We start from the raw sequence: 24,884 nt of genomic DNA, 5'->3' as shown, positions 1-24,884 counted from the left end.
GACATGTCGAAGGTAATTCTCACGCACGAGGTCACCGGCCTCGGCTCGGCCGGTGACGTCGTCGACGTCAAGAACGGCTACGCCCGCAACTACCTCGTCCCCCAGGGCTTCGCGATCGCGTGGTCCCGTGGCGGCGAGAAGCAGGTCGAGCAGATCAAGGCGGCTCGTGCCGCTCGCGAACTGCACACCGTCGAGCAGGCCCAGGACCTCAAGGCCAAGCTCGAGGCGACCAAGGTCAAGCTGACCGTCAAGGCGGGCCGCGAGGGCCGTCTGTTCGGTTCGGTCAAGACCGGCGATGTCGCGGACGCCGTCAAGGCGGCCGGCATCGGCGAGCTGGACAAGCGCAAGATCGAGCTCCCCAACCCCATCAAGGTCGTCGGCGACCACGAGGCGACCGTGCGTCTGCACGACGACCTCTCGGCCGTCATCAACCTGCAGGTCGTCGCTGCCAAGTAGGCACGACGAAGCGGAAGTGTAGCGGGGGGCGACGGCCCGCCGCTACGTTTCGTTAAGGATCTTTTCCCCCGTTCTGTACACAGGTGCGGGCGGCCTGCGGACAAGCTTGAACACAGGGTTCAAGGAACTTTCTGCCCACAGGGTGGGGACAGAAAAAGCGCTGATCAGACGGCGTTTTCGCCACAGAACTTCCTTTTTGTCCACAGCTTTCCACACATCTTCTACACACACTCCACGGCGTTTCGCGCAGATTTTCCCCAGTTTTATCCACAGGCTGAGTTGTGAGGTCGGACGGCGGCTCCGTAGGGTGGACCGACGTCGACGGACGACAGCCGCAGAAGAGCGGCAATGTCAGAGGTCGTCCCGACAATCGACCCGAGGGAACCCGCCCGCGCGACGAGCGCGGGGAGGCATCCTGCGACGATCCCGTCGTGCCCGGAGGCAGCGAGAAGTGAGGAGTGAACGTGTCGATCGCCCATATCGGTCTCGCCGACGGTCGTGACCCGGGCGACGCCCGCTCCCCCGAGCGCACTCCCCCGCACGACCTCCTCGCCGAACAGAGCGCTCTCGGCGGCATGCTGCTCAGCAAGGACGCGGTGGCCGATGTCGTCGAGGTCGTCCGGGGCACCGATTTCTACATCCCGAAGCACGAAATCATCTACGACGCGATCCTGACGCTCTACTCGCACGGTGAGCCGACCGACGTCATCACGGTCACCGACGAGCTGACGAAGATCGGCGAGCTGTCCCGCGCCGGTGGCGCCGAGTACCTGCACACTCTGACGAGCCTCGTGCCGACCGCAGCGAACGCCGGTTACTACGCGAACATCGTGGCCGAGAAGGCACTCCTCCGCCGTCTGGTCGAGGCGGGAACCCGGATCACGCAGATGGGCTACAAGGCCGAGGGTGAGGTGCTCGACCTCGTCAACAACGCTCAGGCCGAGATCTACTCGGTGACCGGCTCCCAGGAGACCGAGGACTACGTCCCACTCACCGAAGCCGTGACCGTGGCGATCGACGAGATCGAGGCCGCCAAGCACAAGGACGGCTCGATGACGGGCGTCCCCACCGGCTTCGCCGAGCTCGACGAGCTCACGAACGGCCTCCACCCGGGCCAGATGGTCATCGTGGCTGCCCGACCGGCACTCGGAAAGTCGACGCTCGCCCTCGACTTCGCGCGCGCAGCAGCCATCAAGCACGACATGCCCACGATCTTCTTCTCCCTCGAGATGGGCCGCAGCGAGATCGCCATGCGCCTGCTCTCCGCTGAGGCGACCGTCCCCCTGCAGAACATGCGAAAGGGAACGGTCGACAACCGCGACTGGACGACGATCGCATCCACCCGCGGCCGCATCAACGACGCACCGCTCTACATCGACGACAGCCCCAACATGACGCTCGTCGAGATCCGGGCCAAGTGCCGCCGACTCAAGCAGCGCGTCGGCCTCAAGATGGTCATCATCGACTACCTCCAGCTCATGACGAGCGGCAAGCGCGTCGAGAGCCGCCAGCAGGAGGTCAGCGAGTTCTCGCGAGCCCTCAAGCTGCTCGCCAAGGAGCTGCAGGTGCCGGTCATCGCGCTCTCCCAGCTGAACCGTGGTCCAGAGCAGCGAGCCGACAAGCTGCCCGCGCTGAGCGACCTCCGAGAGTCCGGATCGATCGAGCAGGATGCGGACGTCGTCGTCCTCCTGCACCGCGAGTCCGCCTACGAGAAGGACAACCCGCGCGCCGGCGAGGCAGACCTCATCGTCGCCAAGCACCGCAACGGCCCCACCCGAACCGTCACCGTGGCGTTCCAGGGCATGTACTCCCGCTTCGCGGACATGGCGCCGATCTGATCCGCTGCTGTCGACCGCCAACATAGATTGTCATTCCGCCACGTAGATTGTCCTTTTTCGCGAAGTGGACGATCTATTTGGCGGGATCGGCCGTCATTGTTTTCCGCGACGGAATGGCTCGGACTTCAGTGAGACAGCGAGACCCACTCCGCAACCATTGTGTTCATGAGTGACTCCTACTGTCCGGTGCCCCCTTTACCGTCCAGGCGCGCACGCCGCCGAAGCGATCTGGGTGAGCTCTCGGCAACCGCCTGAATTCGTCGAGACTGAACGTGTTATGCATGGTGACCATGTGCACTGGACCGCCAGATTGCATCCCACCGGCCCGGACACCGATGCAACGTACGACGTCATTTTTGACGGGTCCTGCGGCACTGCAGCCTAAGCGCGACCTCGGGCACCAGAAAGCGGGTAGTCCGCTTGCCGGCAGTGGCCGGACGGACGTGCCAGAGTGGTCCGTGGTGCCGATACGTGCATTTCGGTACGAACACTTTTTCGGGAGCGCCTCGCTAATGACTCTGGTTTCATCGGACCCTACCCACATCACGCAAAGGCAGCTCGAAGGCGCCTTGTGGGATGCCGCGAACGCCCTGCGCGGCCCAGTGGACCCCGCCGATTTCAAGAGCTACGTGTTCCCGGCACTCTTCTTCAAGTGGATCAGCGACACCTGGGATTTCAACCATGCGCGTGCAGTCGCGGACTTCGGAGACGACCTCGACGATGAGATCGAGGCGGATTACCACGTCTTTGCGATCCCTGAGGGTTGTCATTGGAAAGACGTCTACAACACAGTGGAGAACATCGGCGACAAAATCGCCAGCACACTCCTCAGCATCCAAGAGGCCAACCCCGGCGACCTTGACGGGGTCTTCGGGGACGTCAACTGGGCAAACCAGGACCGTCTTCCTGAAACCGCGCTCGTTGCGCTCCTCCGCGCCTTCGACAAGCTGCGACTGGACCAAGAGTCCGTCAGCGGAGACATGCTCGGTAGCGCTTACGAGTACTTGCTCCGGGAGTTCGCAGAAGCCAGTGGAAAGAAGGCGGGCGAGTTCTTCACGCCCCGCCATGTCGTGCACCTGATCGTGAAGCTGCTCGACCCGAAGCCCGGCGACTCAGTCGCTGATCCGGCCTGCGGCTCGGGCGGGATGCTCGTTGAGACCGTCGCAGCAGTCAACGCTGCTGGAGGCGACTCCCGCACTCTGCGACTTTATGGGCAGGAGATCAATCTCACCACGAGCGCGATCGCCAAGATGAACCTGTACCTTCACGGTGTAGAAGACTTCACGATCGTCCGAGGGGACACCTTTCGTGAACCCAAGCTTCTCGACGGCGACGAGCTGCGTCGGTTTGACATGGTGATCGCAAATCCCCCGTTCTCTTTGAAGAACTGGGGCGCTGAAGTATGGGCTAACGACCGCTTTGGCCGAGCAATTGGTGAGGTCCCGCCAGCAGCGAGGGGTGACTTCGCATGGATTCAACACATGATTCGGACCATGAAACCAGAGTCCGGACGGGTGGGCGTTGTGATGCCGCACGGGGTCCTCTTCCGAGGGGATAACGAAGCCCGGATTCGCGAAAGACTCCTTGAGGAAGACCTGCTTGAAGCAGTCATTGGTCTACCAAAGAACCTCTTCTACTCCACGCCGATACCCGTGTGCGTCCTTGTATTCAGAGCAGTCAAGCCGGCAGAACGCGTGGGTCGCGTGCTGTTCATCGACGCGTCTTCGCGTTTTCATGCCGCCGTCAATCAGAATCAAATGTCTGACGACGATATCGAGGCTATTGCGGCGGCCTACCGAGGCGGAGATAACGCGAGCGGCTACGAAGGCTTGCACGTACGGCTCGTCGACCGCGCCGAAATCTGGGCCAACGGCGCCGACCTGAACATCGGAAGATACCTCCGGGATGAGTCGGTGGCTGAGATCCACATCAGTGAATCAATTCAGCTCATGCGCGATGCTCAAGAGCGACTCGCGGACGCGCAGGCGGAGCTCGACCGCCGGCTGCAGGAGGCAGGATTTGATGCCTGACCAGTGGCGTACGGTGCTACTCGGTGAGCTCTTCACGCCGAGCCGAGAACGACTTGGCGACCACGACAGTGAGCCCCCCGTGTTCTCAATATCGAAACACGACGGCGTGGTCCCAGCTGACCAATATTTTGATAAGCGGGTCGCATCTGCGAACCTGAGCGGCTACAAATGGCTCCGGGCGGACATGTGGGCGTACTCCACTATCCACATCGATGAGGGTTCGATCGCGCGCAACAAGACGGGCTATGACGGCGTCGTCAGTCCCATGTACACGCTTCTCAACTGGAGCTCTAGCGATCACCTTCCGGCCTATTTTGAACTCTTGCTTCGTTCGCAGGCGATGCTTGGGCGGTATCGAGACAACGCCCAAGGGAGCATCAATCGCCGACGCAGTCTGCCGTGGAAGACCTTCGCCGCGATGCAAGTCGTTGTCCCGCCCCTGGAAGCGCAACACCGCGTCGTCGACCTGGTAAACGCAGCTGACCGGGTCATCGCGGCATCCATCACTGCGCGTGACGCAAGCGAACGGATGGTGATCGAGCTTCGTGAGTCATTGTTAGGGGCCGGGTCCGCTTCGGCCACCCGCCTCACTTCCCTGGGCGATGAGCTGAGGCAAGTCAGACGCCCGGTGCAGATAGATCCGGCGCGCATCTACAGGGAAATTGGGGTTAGATCTCACGGGCGGGGGATCTTCGTGAAGGATCCAATCAAGGGCGCGGAACTGGGGACAAAGCGGGTGTTCGCCATGGCGCCCCATGAAATCGTCTTCAACATGGTCTTTGCCTGGGAAGGTGCGGTGACGGTAGCAGGTCCCGATGTGGCGGGACTCATTGCATCCCACCGCTTCCCTTCGTTCGAAGGACGTGAGGAATGGACGGTGGATCTTATTGACCAATACCTTCGTACTGTCAGAGGGCGGAACTTGCTGGTCGATTGCTCTCCTGGAGGGGCAGGGCGCAACAAAACACTGAACGTATCGAGACTCCTTGCAGAGCAGATCAAGCTTCCGTCCGACGATGCCGCTGCGCAGATCGTCGGGACATTGAAGGCTGCGTCCGACCAGCTGGAGGCATGTATTTCAAGAGTTGCCAGCCTGAACCAAGTGAGAAGTGAGTTGATCGAAGCCCTAGTGTCCGGCGCTCACGCGATCCCCGCCTCCTATGACCGACTAATAGAGGCGAACGCGGCGTGAGCGGGTTTAGCGAGGCCTCGGTAGTGCAGAAGCCCATTATTGACCTCCTGGCCGCCGGCGGCTGGACGCACGTCCCGGGAACCGACCTCGGCAGGGTTCAGACCTCTGTGCTCATCGAATCTTCAACGCGTGCCGCGATAGAGCGACTGAACCCGCAGCTTGCCGGCAAAACCGACCGGGTCGATGAAATCCTGCGACAACTGCGCATGACCGTCATTGACGGCAGCGACCTCGGGCTTGTTCGAGCGAATCAAGCCTTCCTTGGTTGGCTCCGCGGGCATCGAACAGTGCAGCTAGCCGATCCTGTGCGGGACATCCCTGTCACGCTCATCGACTTCGCCAACCCGGCGAACAATGAATTTGTTGTCTCGGACGAAGTCACATATGGTTCGCCGGGCAACAGTGCCCGGTTCGACATCGTGTTGTGGGTCAACGGCATCCCTCTCGTTGTCGGTGAGACCAAGACGTCGCTTGACGGTAAGAAGACGTGGGTGCTTGCCGCTCAGGACATCCACGAGCACTACGAGGTGGAGCGTGCGCCGTTCTTTGTGCCGAATCTGTTGTCGTTCGCGACGGAGGGTAAGGAGTTTCGGTACGGGGCAGTCCGAGCGCCGCTGAACAGGTGGGAGCGGTGGGGATCGACCTCCACCCCTGCAACGCTGGACGGCTGGGCACGGGTAAAGCTGAGCGTTGAGCAGCTGCTCGCGCCCGCAACGGTCTTGAACCTTGTCCGCGACTTCGTGCTCTACGAGACGCTTGTGCTCAACGGCTCCCCCAAGCTGGTGAAGGTCCTACCTCGCTACTTTCAATACGAGGCGGTGGAGGGGATTGCCCGGCGCGCGAACGAGCCAGGCGCGCGTCGTGGACTCATCTACCAAACCCAAGGGTCTGGAAAGACGCTCGCGATGAGTTACGCCGCCGCAAAGCTCATCCGCGACTCCCGCTTGAAGAACCCGACGATCATTGCGATCGCCGACCGGGTGCAACTGGTCCGGCAAACGTTCGACCAGTTTCACGCTGCTGGTATGCCGCGGTTGACTGAAGCGACAAGCGCCGCGCACCTACGCGACCTTCTTCGGACGGACGAGCGTGGCATCATCTTCACGACGGTGCATAAGTTTGCCGGTGCTGGACACCTGAACGACCGGGAAAACATCATCGTGCTCGTCGATGAAGCGCATCGCACTCAGGAAGGAACGCTCGGCCAGCAGATGCGTGCTTCGCTGCCAAACGCGTCGTTTTTCGCCTTCACGGGGACGCCGATCGCCGACCTCACGCGGAACACTTTCGACCTTTTCGGTGATGACCGTGACCCTGGCAAGGCCCTGAACACCTACGATTCCGATCGGTCGATTGCTGACGGGACGACCGTACCGATGCGAGTGTCGTCGCGACTTGTGCGCTTCCAGATCGACCAGGTGAACTTGGACGAGGCGTTTGAGGAGCTCGCCGCCTCCGAAAGTCTCGACGAGGCCGAGAAGGAGTTCATCGCCGGGAAGCTTTCCAAGGTGTCGACGCTGATCGCGAACCCGGAACGAATCAGGGCTGTGTGCGAAGACATCGTCGATCACTTCTACGCCAAGGTCGACCCGCTGGACATGAAGGCCCAGATCGTCGTCTACAACCGCGCGATGTGCGCGGCCTACCATGCAGAGCTCTCGAGGCTGCTAGCCAGCCGGGGAGGGGACCAGGCTGCGGTTGTGATGAGCGTCGCAGCGAAGGACGAGCCGGCCTTCGCTGCGCACGAACTAAGCGATGCAGAAGAGGAAGCCTTGCTTAACCGGTTCCGAAACATCGACGACTCGCTGAAGTTCCTTATTGTGACCTCCAAGCTTGGCACCGGGTTCAACGCGCCGATCGAGGGCGTGCTTTACCTTGACAAGCCACTCAAGCTACACACTCTCTTCCAAACGATCACCCGTACCAACCGACCGTGGTCGCATCCAGTCACAGGGCAGGCGAAAGAGTACGGGCTCATCGTGGACTACATCGGCCTCGGCGACGGGTTCGCCCGAGCCATGAAACCAGCGAACCCGGACGCCGCCCGTGCAGAGATAGACGATGACGGGCTGCTCGCCGAATTCGAAGCTGCACTCGACTCCCTGCTCGACCGGTTCATCGGCATCGACCGTGACGCCGGGGATTTCGCCTCCCTGGAAGCGGCGATCCAGCGCGTACCGCCAGGGGCGCCCCGCGACCGGTTCGCATCAGACTTCCAATACGTCGAAGGTATCTGGGAGGCACTCGCCCCGGACTCCCGACTCGAGCCGCGGAAATCCGACTACCGGTGGCTTGCGAAAATCTACGGCGCAGTCACGCCTAGCGACGGTGACAGTGCCCTCCTCTGGGCCAGGCTGGGGGCAAAGACACTCGCATTGGTGCACGACCACATTTCCAACGTGCAGGTACGGAATCCGCTCTTCGATGTTGTCATCGCCGATGAGCTGACCGTGAAACGCCTGATCGATGAAGGTCTCCTGGATCCTACGGATGCACCCGAAGTGACCTCTAAGACCGCGGAGGAAATCCTAGATTCGATTGCCGGGCGAATCGCCCGACGCCGTGACCGCCACGACCATCCGGTCTACAAGGCCCTCGCCGAACGACTCGAGCAATTACGCCAGGCGCAGCTTGCCAAGGCCGAAGACTCAATCGAATTCCTGCGCGAGATATTCACGGTCGCACGCGACCTCAAAGCCGCCGAGAACGCCGATGACTCCGGCGATCTTGCTCTGCTTCCGGATCCCCGGGTTGGTGCGCTCACCCAGATCTTCCAGGAGTACAAACCTGCCGGCGCGTCAATCATCATCGCTGACGTGGTCCACGCGGTTGACCGCATCGTGACCGAAGTCGGGTTCGACGGTTGGATCAACACTGAGACCGAGAAGGATGTGCGGCTGGCGCTCCGGAAGACGTTGAAGCAGTTCAATCTGCCCGTCAAGGGAGAGCTCTTCGACAGGGCGTACGAGTACATCGAGGAAAACTACTGAGGTCTCATCGAGCTAAGTGCCGCCATCCCGTTTCACACACTGAGGCGCTCGGCTCGACGTTCCGAACATGCGCACGTCCGCCTACAATCCAGGAGCAGAGCGGAGGCCCAATGTCCACCTCAGCACCAAAAGAAGTCGAGAGCAGCGTGCGGCATCTCATCGACGCGGCGCGGTCCCAAGGTCGCGACCAGGAGACGGTCATCGCTCTGATACACGAGGCTGCAGACGTATTGACGGAGCGGCAGCCTCGCGGCGGTGCCCTCACCCAAGATCAGGTCGCCTTCTTGATCGAGTCGGGCACCTTCACGCTAGAGCGCCTGGCAGAGGTCGAGGCCAGCGTCGCACGCGGTGACCTCGCCGAGCTCGAGCGCCGGACGCGACTCGAGGCGGTCGCGGGCTCGCTCAGTGCCGCCGAGGCTGCCGAGATCCTGGGTATCGACGCATCGCGGGTTCGCCATCGGCTGGGCAAGGGCAGCTTGCTCGGCTTCTTGATCGGCGGCAAGCGACGCCTGCCCGCGTGGCAGTTCACCGACGACCCGAAGCACCCCTTGCTTCCGGGCCTGCGTCAGTTGATCGGCGCGCTGCCCCACGACATGCACCCGGCGAGCGTCCAGAACTTCATGACGATGCCGCAGGAGGACCTCGTAATCGACGATCACGAGGTCACGCCGGTGGAGTGGCTGCGCCTGGGCGGAGACCCGCAAGAGGTCGTCGACATTCTCGAATCCTTCCTGCAGTCGTGAAGGCTCCCGATAACGCATAGCCAAGTTGCCGAGGAATCGATTTGCAGAACCGCGGACCGGTATTGCCCTTCCGATCCGATCGCGGATGTGACTCCCGAGGCTCGAGATACCGTGCCGTCAGCGGAGGCGCCGTAAGTTCGCGTTTCACCCAGCGGCGCACCATACGCGTCGCGAAGGCTGCGCTTTTCCTCGTATTCGAGTAAAAATAAAGCGGCATGTCATCGACCGATGTACGCGCGGCACTTCGAGATTACGGATGGCTACGATGTCCTCAGGGCACAACAATCAGTCGTCTCCATTGACGACGGTGTTCGCGACTAGCCGGTCGCGGGAAGTGCCATCTCTATCTGAAAACAGTGGGTCTGTTCCGAGCGAGTTTCGCGTCGGATCATTTCACGTGCCCGTTGGCAGTGCAAGAGCCGTTCCGACGTCCACCGTGAAGATCGGAACACACGAATGAGTAGCCCGCTCTCCTCGCGCCCGTCGCGCAAGCCACGCAAGGTTGTAAGCGACGAAGCCCGAGCTCAAGAACTGCTCCAACGACTTCAACGGGCAGATCTCGACATTCGAGAGGCAACCGAACGACGCGCGGCTTTGGCGCTTGAAGCCAGCGAGATCGGTCTGACCACGACGAAGATCGGCCAAGCGGTCGGCGTCAGCCAGGCGGCGGCCTCGAATTGGGTGCGTGCGGGGCGCGAGAAGCGCGACGCTCGCTAAACCCTCAGCGAAAAGTTCGGCATTAATTAAAAGCTAACTTTTTGTTAGGGTGTGTGGGTGCCGCCTCATCCACCCGATCCCGGACTTGCATTGGTCTCCGATCGAGCGCGGGTCGCGTCAATCACACAGGTACCTCATTGGGCCGGCGAGCACGGCCCCGAATTGGTCAGTCTCACCCGCCATCAGGCCTCCGTGGGGTTCGATGACCCGGCGTTCCGCGGAGTCGACCCGCTTCAGCCGCTGACCGCGTGGTTCGGTCCGGGTGGTCTTGAATCCAAGCCTGCGTTGGAGCCATCCATGAACCGGTACGACCCGCGCCGTGTACGTGTGTTTCGCCCGTCTTGGGGGTCGCGCCGGCTGCGGATCGATCTCAATCGAGCTCTGGCGCATGCGGTAACCATTTCCTTCACACGGGATGGACAGCGCGTCGAAACCCGAAACTCGAGTGACTTTGACCCGACTGTCATTCCGGACCTTCTGCCGATGCGCGACTTCGCGCGACGACTTGAACAATCGAACAAGCCCGTCGCCCCGTGGCTCCACACAATGGGACATCTAGTTGGGGCCGAATCACACCACGAGCGAACGCTGGTGATGCTCGCGGACTATCACCCGGCCGTCGAGCTGATCTCTGCCCAGCCGTTCACTCTGGTGTGGCCGAAGGGAAGCGAGTTGGGCTCTCACACTCCCGATGTGGTTCTCTTGGGTGGCGAAGCACCGCCGCTCGTGGTTGATGTCCGCACACCATCTGGGGCCGCGGAAGAAGACTGGGCGGCGAAGGTGCCTCACATCGCGGAGGCCGTCACAGCTCTCGGAATGGGCTACTTGGTTTGGACCGGAATGTCCCGCCCGTACCGTCGAAATCTCGAGAACTTCACCGAGGCACGGGTACCGCCGTCCTCCTACCAGCGATGGGCTCCGGTCGCAGATGCGATTTGCGCTCGGCCGATGCCTGCATATGAGCTGGCCGAGCGGCTTGACCGCGCCGGCTATCAGACGCTCTGGGCGCTCACCTTGATTCGACGCATGCTGTGGCGCCGTGCGTTGGCTACCGACATGTTTACGCCCTACAGCAGCGCAGCGATTGTGGAGCGACGCCATGCCTGAAAATCGTTGGCGGCGCCGAATACTGCCAGGTGCTTCCGTGATGGTGGACGGCGTTCCACATCTCATCGATGAAGTCGTGGGCGAATCGGTGCGGTTGCTGGACCCAGCCGGCCTGCCGCGACCGTTGGTTCCGCTGCGGCACGTGGCTCAGATGCTGACCACAGAAGATGCCCCACCGCCACTTACAGAGCGACTCTGGGATGTTGAAGCTCGCCTGTCCCCTGCGGGTCGGGCGAAGCTCACGGAGCGTCGCGCCATGGTGCGATGGTTCGAGACGGGGCTTCGACCGGAACAGGCCGGCGACGAAAAACCCGATTCCTGCCACGATCCCTCACTGGTCCCAGACCGCACGTCCAGGGTGAAAGCGATCGCGGCAGTCGTCGCGCAACGTCGCAACATTGATTTCGCCAGCGCTCGAAGGCAGGTGAATCGTCTCCTGGATAAAGCGTCTACGGGCGCCGCGGGGCTGGTGGACCCGCGGATGATTGAGCCGTCGAAGCGACGACGTGACAATCAGATGGAAGTCTGGATCCGGGAGTTCCTGCTGGATCGCACATTCCAATCGACCGTCACGGCTTCATCGCATCATGTCGCCTTCAGCGCGTGGCTTCGCCGAGAGCACGGCCTCGAAGGACCACCACTGCGCAGCTTCGAGCGTGAACTAGCAGTCGTCTACGCGCGCTTCCCACATCTGCGGCGAAAGACGAAAAGTCTCGCCTCGACCGCCCAAGCGCCCAAGGTGACCCTGCAGCGTCGATTCCCGATGCGCCCCGGCGAGTACTGGTTCATCGACTCCACCACATCAAACGTCATGATCCGCGACCCCCACACTCCCGCCTCGAAAGCGCGCGAGTACCGGCTGACGTTCACCAAAGTGATGGACGGTGCCACACGATACATCGTGGGCCGCTCCATCAGTGAGAACGTCAACGGCTTCGCAGCAGGGTTGGCGTTGGCCGACGCCTTCCGCGCGATGCTCGGTGAGCACGATTCGGTCGTCATGGACGGGCGCACGCATCCGAGACCCTTCGTTGGGCTCCCTCGCGCCATCAGCAGATGGCCCATCACTCCTCGACGGCTTGTCCTCGACAACGGCCGCGAGTTCCTCAACAAGTACGGCATGCTCACCCTCGAACGACTTGGTATCGACGTTGAACCCCAACGCGTTCGAGACGGCAGAGCAAAGGGCGCGCTCGAGCGCCACTTCAGCACCAACAAGACCAACTTCGAACAGAGCCAGCTCAACTACCTGGGTGGTTCCATCGACGAACGTGGTCGCGACGCTACAGCCGCTGTAATCCTCACCTGGCGTGAGCTCCTAGCACGCGACGACGAATGGACTGACGCCTACAACGTCACCGAGCATGCCGGCCTTCGCGCGTCCACAGGCAGGCGCATCTGCCCAGCACAATACTGGATCGAACTCGCGCAAGAGCATGGGATCACCGAAATGGTGGCATGGCAAAACGAGTGGATCCGCTTCCTCCCGAACCAGATCGTCGAGCTCACCCGATACGGGGTCTCACGCAAAGACATGGTCTTCAACGCCCCCATCATCCGCATGCTCATCGAGGTCGATGGTGCTGCGCCCAGCGGCAAGGTCAGAATCTTCTGGGACCCGAACGACCTCCGCCAGGTCTACTGCTTTGACCCAGACGGCAACGCATATGAAGTGCCCTGGGTGCGGCGGGACGAAGACACGCCGCCCATTACCGACTTCATGCTCGACTGGGCAAACAAACAGGTTGAGGGGATAACCGTCTCCCGAAGCGAGCATCAAAGCAGGCTCATCGACATGGTTGCGCGCTGGCAGAGCGAGGACCTCGTCCTGCTCGCACAGCTTCGCGGACGTAAGAACGGCGAAGAGATCCTTTCCTCGCAACTCAACGCCCTCCGCGCACAAGACTCGGGCGTTATCTTGCGGGCGGAGGGGGTGCTCGATCGCGGCGGGAGCGTGGTCTACGAGGTCGGAGGCCTCGTCTTCGACGAGGAGGGTACAGCGATCCTCGAGAACGGCGATGACACCGACGATGACCTATTCGGAGGATTCGACTGATGCACCCGTTTGACGAGCGGATACGCGAGTTTTGCGGCGCCGACGAGCACCCCGAGCGCAGCTGGCGTTACCTGCACCCCGCCGACCAGACGTGGATTCGACGGATCGCCCTTGCAGGCGGCGAGGACCCTGGCGTTCTCACCTATTCCGACGTGCAAAGTCTCGGCGCCGACGAAGGCCGGCGGCGACTGCGGCGGCTTGAGGACTGGTACAAGGCGTGGCCCTACGCCCGCACCGCCCAGGTCAAAGAAGTCGAGCGTCACCTCGCGACCCTTCCCGCTCCGCGTCCTCATCAGGACGATGAACTCCTCGACGTCCCGCTAATCACTGGGCCGCCCGGAACCGGAAAGACCCGGCTCGTCGTCAGAGCGGCCGTCAAAGCTCTTTGCCAGGCAGCCTGGGACCGTCGACTCGAGCTGCAAGACGACCCTCGGACACCGGACCCCCTAGTGGATCCTGACTGGCGACCCGTTATCTTCCACTCGGCGGACGGCAATCCAATGGTGAAGGCGTTCTTCACCCACCTCTGTAACGAGATCGGGGCGCCAGCAGGCAGCGATCCTCAAGACAGTTTTCGTCGTGCAGTGCTCCGGCACGGCGTGCAGACCATCTTCATCGACGAGGTGCAGATGATCAACTTCGACGGCCAGCACGGAATGTACCTACACAATGCGATCAAAGCCCTGCAGAACATGAACGTGCGCGTCGTCCTGGCCGGCCACAACGTGCGAGAGATGCTGGTGCGCCGAAAGACCTCGGCACAGAACGCAACCCAAACGCAATCCATCGCGCGATGGGCCTTCCAGGATCTCGAACGCTATCCGCACCAGACCCCAACACAAATCACCGAATGGCGGAGGTTGCTTCGGACCCTGGAAAGCCACCTCCGCTTGGCTGGTCACGAGGCCAACGAGCCGGTGTTCAGTCAGCAGTTCGAGGAGCACCTTTGGGTCTCCACCCTCGGCTACATGAACGCGCTGGCAGCACTCATCACCGGCGTCTGTTTGACCGCCTCTCGAACACCATCTCAGCGCGTCAGCGCCAAGATCATCGACGCGGTTCGGCTCAACGAGCGCGTCGCGCGCGGCCGCACCAGCCGAGTCAATACTTGGCGGGCGGGCCGTATCAATTGGGCGACAGACACCACAGATGCCGCATGAACGGCCGCACTTCGGCTACATCCCATCCCGAGGGAATTCGCCCGCTCGGGGCCAGAATCACCTTTGTCGAGCGGGAGTGGCTGCCGAACATCTTCCGCCGAATCGGCTATCAGTTCGGCGTCTCGGCCAAAGACATTGCCATATGGTGCGGCCTGTCCAGGGTGGGCCCAGAGGCGGGGCGTCGGCTAGGACACAGGGTTAGCGACGCAGTTTGCGATCGAATTGGAGAAGGCCTGGGAGTCCCCGCTGCACAATTGCGAACAACGGTGATGAGCTACTTGCCTGGCGAGCTGGTGAACATGGGACCGGGTGGAATCCCGAGGCCCCTGGTGAATTGGACCCGAGGAACCGGAACACGGTTCTGCGTACAGTGTCTACGCGAACGTCCCGGCGTGTTTTACGCGCATTGGAGACTCTGGTGGTGCTTCATTTGCGAGCGGCACCGCACGACCCTGCGTGGAGGCTGCCCTTCTTGCCATTCCGAGATCGTTGAAGCCGCCGTCGCCGAACGTTGGTGCCGCGACCCAACGGTGTGCTGGGCCAAACTCCGAGACGGCTCCTTCTGCCAGCACCCGCTCACTTCCACCTGGAACGAAGAACCTCTCGACGCCGCGTCACCTATGATGCAGGCCCAACTAGCCATCGCCCGAGCGTGGGTGGGCGAATCCCAGCTCTTTCCGCATGTCCCGTCATCGACGTTCCGGGGGACGGCGATCGCGTTGCTTGCCGCCGAGGACACCCGTCAGATCGCTGCCCTGGCCGAAGTGGACCCTGGAGAGCTCGCAGGTCTTTTCGATCACTCTGACCGAACCGGGGCCGCTCCCCCTCATGAACCATTGGCGATGGCCGCCCTCATGGGCGCGGCATACCGCTTGGTCACTGACCCCGAGATGGCGATTCGATCGATGATCCGGCAGATCGCCTTTGCCCGACCAGTTCGCATTACGGAAGCGCTGGAAGGACCGGGAAGCGCACGCTACCTGCTGGACTTCTGGCCTGGCGTGGATGCACGCATGCGAGGCCGTATCCTCCGGGCCCTCGACGCGGACCTTCCCCCGATTCAGCGGCTCGTACACGGCTCGTCGGCTTCTCCGGATATCGCGGAATGGTTCGAGACGGTTAGAGAGTCCCACGCAAGCCCGGAGACTCGAACCCCCCAAGCCTTCCAGGCGGTGGTGAACGCGCCCGGTGGAATATTTTCCAAGCAGTGGGTGAGTCGCGCCATCCCACGAGCGCTCTGGCCGTCCTGGGCGGCCCCGCTCGGCGTCGACCCGCGCACCGAACCCGCTGCCCTGCAGATGGCACTTGCAGACGCGCTTCGCATCGCCGGCACGGGAACTCATCCCGACGTGGCCCAGATAGCCGGTATCGGCCGACGGTTGCGGCCCCGATTACTCGGAAACGACGAGCAAACGACGGCAATCCTTCAAGCCCTGTGCGACCTCGCGTTGCTCCTCAGAGCACAACCGGGCCCCATCGACTACGACGCGAGGCGCCGGATTCCTGACGACCAGCTTCTCCTCGATGCGCATTGGCAGGCGCTGACCGATTCCGTCGGCGAAGAACCCGGAAAGCATCGCCGGCTACTCAATGGGCGGCGGTATGCATACCTGCGGATGAGTGGCGGTTCCCCGGCCGACCTGCCACAGCGGCTGCGGTTCAACAGCGCAGTGGCGGATGACGTCCCGGCCTACACACAGTTCGTCCTGACGATGAGTGCTGAGTTGAAGGTCGCATTCGACCAGTACCTCGTCGGCTGGCTGCACCGGTTTGAACGGCTAGTGCCGAGTTACTCGAGCCCTGATGCCCTCATACCGACCGTCGAGTGGGCACCTCCGCGCATCGGGCGTGCTGCGTGTTTGGCGCCAGAACTCGATGACATCGACATCACCAAACTGCATAACCTCCTCGCCGAAGGGATCACCACCTTGGGCCGACTCTCCCGCAGCGTCAACCGAACCGCGCGGCACGTTAGATGGGCGATCGCCGAACATCCTCTCCCCTCCGGCAATCTTGTCGCCCCGATCGACTGGACACGCGAGTTGGTAGACCTACCCGACTACGCGACAAGCCACGTTATTCAGCCGACCCCAACGGGCCGCACCCCGTCGATGGCGCGGCGAAATTGGTGAAAGTGCGGCGCTCAACTAATGGTGGGAGGGTCCAATGGAGCCTGTAGATGATGTTGGCGACAAGCCGCTTGCCGGAGTTGGGATGGGTCTGGTCTGGGCCGGATCAGCCAGGACGCGACGCAGCTACGAAATCAGCTGGCGGTCATTCGCTGGGTGGTGCGACCGTCACGATCTCGTCGCGCTGCCCGCAGCAAGTTCTACCGTCGCTGCATACATCGCCGACCTTGCAGACCGCGTCAATGATCAAGGCGAGCACCTCTACGCCGCCTCGACCATAATGAGCCGGACCTCGGCAATAGATTCCCGACATCGAACGGCGGGCATGCCGCCACCGGGAGCCTCGAATATCGTGAGAGATCTGATGGCTGGGCTGCGGCGGCGAGGTGACCCTATCCGCCGGATGGCACCGGTCCTCCTCGCTGACCTGAAAAGAGCCTTAGCCTGCATCGACTTTGAGTCATTCCCGGCTGCCACCATCGGCCATCGGGACAGGGCCATCCTGCTTCTTGGTTTCGTGGGCGCGTTTCGACGCACCGAGCTCGTCTCGAGAAAGATCGGTGACATCCTCCTGCGCTCCGATGAAGGCGTCCTCATCCGTCGAGGCGCCTCCACCTCCGGCATCGAGGATCAATACAAGCGGCTGCCTTTCGGCGCCGACCCACGATGGTGCCCGCCTTGCGCGGCAGTGCGTTGGCTAGCAGTACTCGCCGTAGCAGACAGCAGCGGAGGGCGGACGGACAGCATTGGCTCCCTCGGGGATCAGAATGCCCACGTCTGCGACCAACCCGGCGGAGCAAGTAACCTCGACCCCGACGCCTTCCTATTTCGGACGGTACGGCGCGGTGGGCACGTCGGCAAAGTAGCCATGAGCGGCGAGGTGATCCACGACGTCGTGAAACGGAGACTGGCGGCTGTCGGCCTCGATCCGCGACGCTTGGGCAGCGACTCCTTACACACGGGCTTCATCGCGCAGGCGATGCTAGACGGCGCCACTTCTGCAGAGATTCGAGAGCAGACCGGCCACCGCGATGCTGCCTACGTCGAGCGCTATCGAAGTAGGCATGAGCTTCCTCACGGAAACGCTGTAACGAGACTTCAGCTCTGACTAGGTCCATAGTCAGCGCGGAGAAAGTCGTTGAACCAGGTCGCCTAGTCGATTAAATCTTCCTCCAGCATGTTTCGTAGTTCAGCAATAGTCCGCACCTCGAACGGTCCATCGACGTACCCAGCGGGTATTGGGTGACGCGATACGAAGAGGGGGCGGACCACGTGTCCGTTTTCGGATGCCGGCAAGTTGAGCGCCGCGGCGACTTCGGCCTCATGAGAGATCAGATCGTCTCGTTTCCGCGCAAGTTGAGTCGCGTAAGCCGGCTTGCTATTTCGGTCGAGGTAGAAATCGTCCAGTTGGTCGCGCATCTGCGAGAGGGCATGAACGGAGGCCGGATCCTTCGCCTCAAGAAGAAGCAAGGTCTGCTTCCCCGGCTTACCCGCCACGACATCGATTTCAGTGGACAGCACCTCAAGATTCAGGCGGCGTGCCTTCGTTTCCTTGATGTTCTTCTCCACCCTCCAGCCGCAATCCTCAAGGAGCGTTGCGACGTCGTCTTCAAGCGCCTTGTTCTTGGCGTCACGAAACCGTTGGAGGGCTAGGTCAAGCTCTTTCGGCGGTTGCGGCTGTGTCCAAGGCAAGACGCCCTGCGACAGGTAGCCCTGGTAGACCCGCGAGCTCGTCAGCAGGTAGTGCGGCGCGATGACAACGGTTCCATCGGACAGCTCCGGGATCGGTTGAGCCAGCAGGCGACGCTTCCTCTGCCTCGTCCGCCAGGGTTGCCAATCAGCATCTGCAAGTGAGTCAGTGGTGGACATTAGAAGGCTCAGCGCCGCTTCGACCTTTTGCGCTCCATCGTCGTCTGCTCCGAGATCCGTGCAGTCAAGGACGTGCTGCAGGATCTCACGTGGGGTTGCCGTGGCGACGTCGCCAGCGGTCCCGTCTAACGGCCATGACGCGAGCCCGCCAAACACCGCAAAGAGCTCAGTTACGCCGATTCCGTACGCGGCCACCATCGCGCCATCGATCTCTGCGGTCATGGTGGCGCCGGGACTTCCGCCGGAGTCCGAATCGAATTGCTCCGCAGCCATTGCGAGACTCAGATCATGCTGGTTCAAGCGATAGGGGGCGCCTTCATGCGGCTCAATTGGCGTTGGGTCATCGACCGTGGCAATCTCGTAAAGGTCATTGATCTCAAGCGCCACGGGGGTCACCTGCAGGTGGACTCCTTCGCTGCGCGTAGTAGCTTCAACGAACGCGTTAGCCGCAGCCACGAGGCTCGCCCACGCAATCTCGTTGATCTGCGAGTCACCCCGCGGACTCTCACGAAGGGTGGCTTCGACGACAACTTCGTTCGCCCGGCGAAGCTGGAAAGCGTCGCTCTGAATCTTGTTCGCCGTAGCAACCGGATCCCACGTCAGCGAGAGTGACTTTTGCGACTGGCGGATACCTCGCAATGCGGCATCTCTATGGGCCGCGCCTCGTTCGAGCTGCGTCATGCCATATCGGACGAGATCGTCGCGGTCGTAGGAAGCGAGCTTGGCTCGAAGCGCGTCGAGTGCCGCACGGGAAAGGATCTCGCGATCAAGCCGTTTTGCCTCGGCCCCGGTGAATATGCCAGGTGTGACCCCGGCGTCCTTGACCGTCGTTGCGATCACACGGTCGATCTCCGAGACCAAGGACTCGTTGAAATCCACTGGGCGCCGAAGGTCGTTGTGTCGAGTGATCGTGTTGATGATCTGGAACGTGAGAGTCGGCGGGGCCGCCCGCCACGCGTCTGCCACTGCGGCACAATCCGACTGAGCAACGCCACCCGAGTGAAGCAACTCCTGGATCAGAACTGCCATCTCGTTGCGGATGCGCTGGTCCGAGTCTTCTCCATCGAAGCCCTCGAGGACTGAGAAGGAGAGGCCCACAGAAACACGCTGGATGCCATCTGAGTCCAGCTCGCTGGTGCCGATGGAGAACAGGGTCGTCTGGTCCGCTGCGTTCGGAGGAACCAGCTCGACGGTGTGGCCTCGCGCCGCTTCTGCGGTATGCGCGGTCTCCCACTCTGACGAGACCTGCGCAATACCGAAGGGGATCGCGCCGGCGATGTCCATGACGAGTTTCCACTCATTGGCTGCCCATTGATCTGACCACGTCACGGCGAATGGATGCCGACTGACATGCAGCGTCCAGACGTCGACCTCTCGAGCCGTCTCACTGATCCCAAGTGTGCCGTCGGCTGCTGGCGTCCTCCAGGCGACGACCATGGGCGCGTCTGTCCCCGCACGTTCTACGAGTGCAGCGTCGTGGGCGATGGGTAGTCGAAGTGTGGCGAGGGCTGACTCGAGCTCGCTATGTGTCGCCGCGCGTTGCCACTCGGCCTCCCCACTGTGCGGGGCGAAAGCGATCATTGGCGGGCTCGCGCCGCCAGCGAAGAATGTCTTGCCCCCGCTCCGCCAGGCTTCCCAGCGATCGATGACCTCCCACCCAAATAGTTGCGGGCCGGTCGGGTTCGCCAGATCTTTGCAGAAGTGCGCCAGGTCGAGGTCGTCATCAGCGGTTTGTGCGATCCAGCGCAGGTCGTCAAGCGACATGGAAGCCAGTCCGGGTCCTCCTGGGCTGGCGGTGATGTGGTGCGGTGACGAGGCAATGAGAAGCGGGACTACTTCGGTTCCCGCTGGAATGTGTACGCCGCGGTAGGCGAATGGGATGGAGAGCTGCGTGGGTGACGGGCTCGCGTCGGCGATCTGCTTCACTATCGGTTTCTCGCGGAGGCCGACCAAGTCGCCCAGCTGGGAAACCATCTGGACGGCTATGACCACATCCCGGGCGACAGGTGCGATCCACTGAACCACGTTGTGCGGTGACACCGTTGGCCCGTCGCTGAGATCATTTGGACCCAAGACCGACGACGAAAATTTCCATAGGTAGTTGCGGGCCGCCGCCGCCGACTCCTGAGCAAATCGAAGGCGGGCCTCTGGAAGATGCGCGACCGAGGCAGCCAGCTCGCCGACGGCATAGCTGAGCACTTCAGGCAAGAAGGCCAAAGGTAGCCAGCGGAAATCGGAGCTGCGCCGCACCCGAGCACATCTACCGAAAGCGCTCATCGGATGCGTCGGATCGAAAGTCACCGCGGACGCATCCTTTGTCAGCCATTCGAGCGCGAGCTGGCGGCTCTGAGTGTCGACGTCTGCAGCTTCAGTGGCCAGTAGCTCTTGCGAAGCGGTCAATTCCGCCTCGTGGAGTGTTTCCGTCGGTTCGTCATCATCTTGCGAGATGGACGATGGCCATGCGGGCGCGAGGACCCCCAACGACGCATCGACGTGAGCGGTGATGACGTCCACAACATCCTGGATACCGAATCCATGGACGGCAACGACAAACTCATCGATCGCGCGCGACGTGAGCGCCGCGCGATCGATATCCGCGACGGGGCGCTCGATGCACCCCGGGAAAAGGCGCCGTAGAGAGCCGCCTATCCGCAGTCGGACGTCCAAGCGTGGATCGGCGGCAACGAAATCTTCGTTCCACGCGAGTTCGGGAAAGACATCCACCGCCCCCTCGAGGAGCGGCTCTAGCGCGTCCGTACCGACGGCGGCTCCCGATCCCGTCCAATTGGCTCTGATGCTGGCGTGCGCCACGGCTCCTACCGAAGCCCAGCGGTGTCGCAAATTCGGCGATGCGCCAGCCGCGACAATCAGTTCCCAAAGGTCATCGGCTTGATATGTCCGTACCAGCCTGTCGAGGCTGCTCAGCGCATTCGACCTTGCCTTCTTCGGCTTTTTCGCCTTGTTCCGCCCCACAGGTTGAGCATAGGAGCGGGAACTGACATCAGGGCGCATTGATCAAGGTGCCGGATGGCCTCCGTATGCGGGGTCCAAAGGACTCGCGGACCGACCTGCGCCGAGCGACGACAGTCGCTGACAAGCCTGCTTCTAACCGGACTTACGCGTGGTTCCGCCTTGATCGGCCCAGCAAGCGTCCGCAAAAGCTTCTCCGCTGCTGATGACCGACGGTCGGGCATCCTTCGCAAATGTCGGCCGCCCCGGATAGCCTCCTCCCCGGGGGTGTAGGAATGGCGAAGTTCTTCGACGCATCAGAGGCCGAGCGGATTCTGCGTGCCGCGGGCGGCGTCCCCCTCGTCCCTTTCCCTGGTGTCGCTAAGCCGTGGTCATCGATTCATGAGACGTGCGGCCGCCATGTGAAACCGAACTTGAACACCATCCGCCGAAGCGGTTCCTGTTGCGCACCCTGCGCGGCTATTGCTAGAGGCGCCGCTCGCCGTGCCGGCCTAGAAGACTCGGCGGTGGCGACCATGCGCGCCGCTGGTTTTGAACCACTCGAACCCTACCCTGGCGCAGACAAGCCCTGGCGAAGCACGCATCGCGATTGTGGCGAGGAGAGATCCCCGTCGCTCAACTCCGTACGCGCTAGTAGGAACGGTAGAGGCGGATGCCAGCCGTGCTCGCTGCGCGCTCTCGGTTACCGGGTGTGGACAGCAGAGTCGGCCAGCGCATTCATGGAGTCGAAGGGGTTGGAGCCGCGCGTTCCCTTTCCGGGCTCATCCTCGGTTCCATGGCCGGCCCGTCACAAGGCTTGTGGACGCATGGTAAGCCCCCGGTTGGGGAACCTTGCGGAGGGCCAGGGAGCATGCGTTCACTGCGGCCACCAAGCTACTCAACGGGCATTGCGTAAAGACCACGATGTCGCAGCTCAACTCATGCGGGCGGCCGGACTGGAGCCGGTCGGGGCATTTCCCGGAGTCGACACGCCATGGAAATGCCGCCACCTGGCGTGCGGCAAGATCGTGTCCCCGACCTGGACCAATGTCAAGCGCGGGCAGGGAGGCTGCAATCCGTGCGCTTGGAAGGAGGCGAGCCAGCGACTAATGATGCCAGAGCCCGAAGCTCGCGCGATCATGTTGGCCCACGACCTGACACCGTTGGAACCGTATCCGGGAAGCGCGAAGCCGTGGCGGTCGCGTCACAGCTGCGGCCGCGAAGTCTCGCCGACGCTCTCGAACGTTCACGCTGGAAAGGGTGTCTGCCGTTATTGCTTCTCCTCATTTCCGTTTGCGGGTCCAGCGGTCTTGTACCTCGTGGCCGATGTTCGCGCCGTAAAGATTGGAATAGCGGCTCGTTCCGCCAAACGGCTCGACGAGCACCGACGTTACGGGTGGGAAGAGATGTGGCGCATACAGGTGCCCACCGGAGATGACGCCTACTCGCTTGAGCAGTCGATACTCGCGTGGTGGAGAGATGAACTTCGTCTCGCTCCGGTGTACACGAGGGCGGAGATGCCGCAGTTGGGCTCTTCAGAGACGGCACCCCATGCCCAGATGGGCTCAGATGCGGTGTTGACGCGTGCCTTGCGACTCCTCGAGGAGACGGGAATCACAGACTTCGAGGTCATCGTGTCGCGGGGTGACGACGCCGTGCCCGTAACGGAGGCCAATTCAATTGGTCCTCGGGCGCGCAGGAAGCGTTCTTCCCCGGACCAGGTGGCACTGTTTGATTTCGGTGACGAATGACGGTTTTATGTGAGCGGTGAGTGCGCCGAACTCGGCCTAAAATGGGCGTCGGCTGCACCCGCGGTGGCATTCCACACCTTTAGGTGACAGTTCCTCGATCAGCATAGATGTCACCAGATCTGATCAGGGCTTTCATCGGACCGGCGTATGTTCGTGCAGTGCCCCTGAAGGGACTCGAACCCCCAACCGTTTCCTTAGGACGGAACTGCTCTTCCATTGAGCTACAGAGGCTGGCCCCATGAGTATATCTGGCGACCCAATCTGGTCCTACGAATCCCGCCCGAGCGGATCGCGCCCAAGATGGGCCAGAACTCGTTCGTTCAAGCGATTCGCTACGTCACTGAGGTCCTCTTCGAATAGGTCGGCGTACGTGTCGAGCGTCATCGCGGCCGACTTATGTCCGAGTATTCGCTGCAGTGCCTTCACGTTCGCGCCAGCGCTGACCGCCAAACTAGCGGCTGTGTGCTTTAGGGCGTGCGGCGTAACGTGACGGACTCCTGCGTCACTCAAGGCCCTACACCACCATGACTGTCGGCTCTGAGCCGTGTCCGGGCGATGCATGAAGCCGCCCTTTGAGTTCGGGAAGATCAGATCCGAGGGCTCTTTATTGGCGGCCAGTTCTTCGAGGCGTGGTCCGAGGAAAGCAGGGAAGGGTACCGAGCGGGCTTGCCAACTTTTCGGCGTCCCGATGAACATTTGTCCACTCACCTCGGTGACAGCTCGGCTGATCCTCAATCGCCGGCCCAGAAAATTTACGTCGCCAACGGCAAGTCCGATGGCTTCGCCCCACCGGATGCCCGTGTAGGCGAGCGTCAAGATCAGGGTGCTGCGTTGACTATCTGGGGCACAGTGCGCAAATCGAAACACTTGCTCATCCGTTAGATACGGTCGACGCACAATGACGTCCCGTCTCGGCATATTTGTGACGGCTCGCGCGGGATTCGATCTGATGCGTCCATCGCGAACGGCCACGTCCAGAACGCCAGCCAGGATCCCAACACTGCGAAACACGACGCTCGCCGACCGCGGCTTTCCTGCGTAGCTGCTGCGCACTCGATCAGTAACAGCCCCGCCCTGGCCCAACTCACGGATCCAGTTCTCCACGGCGGACGGCCTGACTTCGCCGATTGGAACGGCGGCCCAGCGCGGGGCAACATAGACCCGCCAAGCGGTCCGGATCGGCGCGAAACTCGACGGCTTGAGTGCCTGCTCCTTGTTGGCCAGCCAATCCGTTGCCAGCTCGAGAATCGTTATTCGTGCTTCTTCCGGAAGTCCTCTCGTCTGGCCAGCGAACCAGGCTTCGGCGCTAACGACGTACCGTTTCGCCTCCCGCATCGTCGGAAATCCCCGTCTCTCGTGCTGGCGGCCGGCGTCGTCTCGCCAACGGGCACGGTATCGGCGACCCTTAGCGGATTCGTAAGCGCTGACGCTGCCCATACTCGGATTGTTCACCCGGAAGGCAAGTGCGCGACAGTGAGGTCCGCCAGGGGCGCAGCATTTGCGAGCGAGATCGCAGTCCCCGGCCACGAGCACCTTGAAAAGGTCAAAGCCGGTGCGAGCCGAAGGGGCAGCGCGATTGGCGCGTCAACCGTAGATTGCGGCCTCGGCCTCGTCCATATTGTTCGCGAGCTCCCGGGCCGCCAGCCCCCAGTTCTTGTCCCACTTGCCGGTTACCGCGAATTCGGAGGCGCGCTCCACTAGCGTCTTGAGGTGCTCCCAGCGCTGTTCTCGGGCGGCCTCCGACGCAGTCTTGGTGCCGTCGCCATAGCCTTCTTGCTCGTACCACTGACTCAACGCCCCGTAGCCCGAGGTGTTCTCGATGTCACGCGAGAGGTACTTGGGGAAAGCACGATCGCTGATCAGCAGCGCCCAGTCGGCTGCCTCCAGCACGAGGTCG

Annotated in this window: 15 protein-coding genes, 1 tRNA gene and 1 pseudogene; 13 read left to right on the top strand and 4 right to left on the bottom strand. The window is 62.1% G+C overall.

Translation table 11 applies throughout. The features are described 5' to 3' along the window. Nucleotides 1–3 precede the first annotated feature (3 nt). From rplI to AB7E03_RS13285, 13 genes and pseudogenes are all read left to right on the top strand, one after another. Nucleotides 4–456, top strand: coding sequence for a 50S ribosomal protein L9 (gene rplI / locus AB7E03_RS13345; RefSeq protein ID WP_441784236.1), 453 nt, complete (start codon nt 4–6; stop codon nt 454–456). A gap of 464 nt (nt 457–920) precedes the next feature. Then, complete coding sequence (gene dnaB, locus AB7E03_RS13340) at nt 921–2,294, top strand: replicative DNA helicase (RefSeq protein WP_441784235.1); 1,374 nt, start codon at nt 921–923, stop codon at nt 2,292–2,294. Between the two features lie 512 nt (nt 2,295–2,806). After that, a complete protein-coding gene (locus AB7E03_RS13335; RefSeq protein ID WP_489941863.1) occupies nt 2,807–4,324 on the top strand; it encodes a type I restriction-modification system subunit M in 1,518 nt (505 codons plus the stop codon). Further along, nucleotides 4,317–5,516 carry a restriction endonuclease subunit S gene (locus AB7E03_RS13330; protein WP_489941862.1) on the top strand — a complete coding sequence of 400 codons (1,200 nt, stop codon included), beginning with the start codon at nt 4,317–4,319 and terminating at the stop codon, nt 5,514–5,516. The genes AB7E03_RS13335 and AB7E03_RS13330 overlap by 8 nt, the downstream gene beginning before the upstream one ends. Further along, the gene (locus tag AB7E03_RS13325) at nt 5,513–8,506 is read left to right on the top strand and encodes a type I restriction endonuclease subunit R (RefSeq protein ID WP_489941861.1); all 2,994 of its coding nucleotides are present in this window, start codon (nt 5,513–5,515) and stop codon (nt 8,504–8,506) included. The genes AB7E03_RS13330 and AB7E03_RS13325 overlap by 4 nt, the downstream gene beginning before the upstream one ends. Before the next feature lie 110 nt (nt 8,507–8,616). Next, nucleotides 8,617–9,249 carry a hypothetical protein gene (locus tag AB7E03_RS13320; RefSeq protein WP_489941860.1) on the top strand — a complete coding sequence of 211 codons (633 nt, stop codon included), beginning with the start codon at nt 8,617–8,619 and terminating at the stop codon, nt 9,247–9,249. Between the two features lie 456 nt (nt 9,250–9,705). Beyond that, entirely contained in the window at nt 9,706–9,966 is a 261-nt protein-coding gene (locus AB7E03_RS13315) for a helix-turn-helix domain-containing protein (protein ID WP_489941859.1), read from the top strand. Nucleotides 9,967–10,263: 297 nt separating this feature from the next. Continuing rightward, nucleotides 10,264–11,073 carry a hypothetical protein gene (locus tag AB7E03_RS13310; protein ID WP_489941858.1) on the top strand — a complete coding sequence of 270 codons (810 nt, stop codon included), beginning with the start codon at nt 10,264–10,266 and terminating at the stop codon, nt 11,071–11,073. 40 nt (nt 11,074–11,113) lie between these two features. Beyond that, on the top strand, nt 11,114–13,129 hold the full coding sequence (locus AB7E03_RS13305) for a TnsB C-terminal domain-containing protein (RefSeq protein ID WP_489942914.1): 2,016 nt from the start codon (nt 11,114–11,116) through the stop codon (nt 13,127–13,129). Then, a complete protein-coding gene (locus AB7E03_RS13300) occupies nt 13,129–14,289 on the top strand; it encodes an ATP-binding protein (protein ID WP_489941857.1) in 1,161 nt (386 codons plus the stop codon). The genes AB7E03_RS13305 and AB7E03_RS13300 overlap by 1 nt, the downstream gene beginning before the upstream one ends. Further along, nucleotides 14,286–14,732: pseudogene (locus tag AB7E03_RS13295) on the top strand (TniQ family protein); the annotation flags it as partial. The gene AB7E03_RS13300 and the pseudogene AB7E03_RS13295, both read left to right, overlap by 4 nt. Before the next feature lie 213 nt (nt 14,733–14,945). Beyond that, nucleotides 14,946–16,421 (top strand): hypothetical protein, encoded by a 1,476-nt coding sequence (locus tag AB7E03_RS13290; protein WP_489942941.1) that lies wholly within the window; start codon nt 14,946–14,948, stop codon nt 16,419–16,421. Nucleotides 16,422–16,455: 34 nt separating this feature from the next. After that, nucleotides 16,456–17,526 (top strand): site-specific integrase, encoded by a 1,071-nt coding sequence (locus AB7E03_RS13285; protein WP_489941856.1) that lies wholly within the window; start codon nt 16,456–16,458, stop codon nt 17,524–17,526. A gap of 44 nt (nt 17,527–17,570) precedes the next feature. On the opposite strand, the gene AB7E03_RS13280 is transcribed toward AB7E03_RS13285, so the two are convergent. From AB7E03_RS13280 to AB7E03_RS13265, 4 genes are all read right to left on the bottom strand, one after another. After that, nucleotides 17,571–21,260: a hypothetical protein gene (locus tag AB7E03_RS13280; protein WP_489941855.1), complete on the bottom strand. Its 3,690-nt coding sequence runs from the start codon at nt 21,258–21,260 to the stop codon at nt 17,571–17,573. 1,886 nt (nt 21,261–23,146) lie between these two features. Further along, nucleotides 23,147–23,218, bottom strand: a tRNA-Arg gene (locus AB7E03_RS13275). A gap of 36 nt (nt 23,219–23,254) precedes the next feature. Further along, nucleotides 23,255–24,322 carry a tyrosine-type recombinase/integrase gene (locus AB7E03_RS13270; RefSeq protein ID WP_489941854.1) on the bottom strand — a complete coding sequence of 356 codons (1,068 nt, stop codon included), beginning with the start codon at nt 24,320–24,322 and terminating at the stop codon, nt 23,255–23,257. Between the two features lie 249 nt (nt 24,323–24,571). Further along, nucleotides 24,572–24,877: a hypothetical protein gene (locus AB7E03_RS13265; protein ID WP_489941853.1), complete on the bottom strand. Its 306-nt coding sequence runs from the start codon at nt 24,875–24,877 to the stop codon at nt 24,572–24,574. Between the last annotated feature and the right edge of the window lie 7 nt (nt 24,878–24,884).

The sequence above is a fragment of the Leifsonia sp. RCC_180 genome, assembly GCF_058138205.1.
Note: the sequence above shows the minus strand (reverse complement) of the source record. Positions and strands in the feature narration are given on the sequence as shown.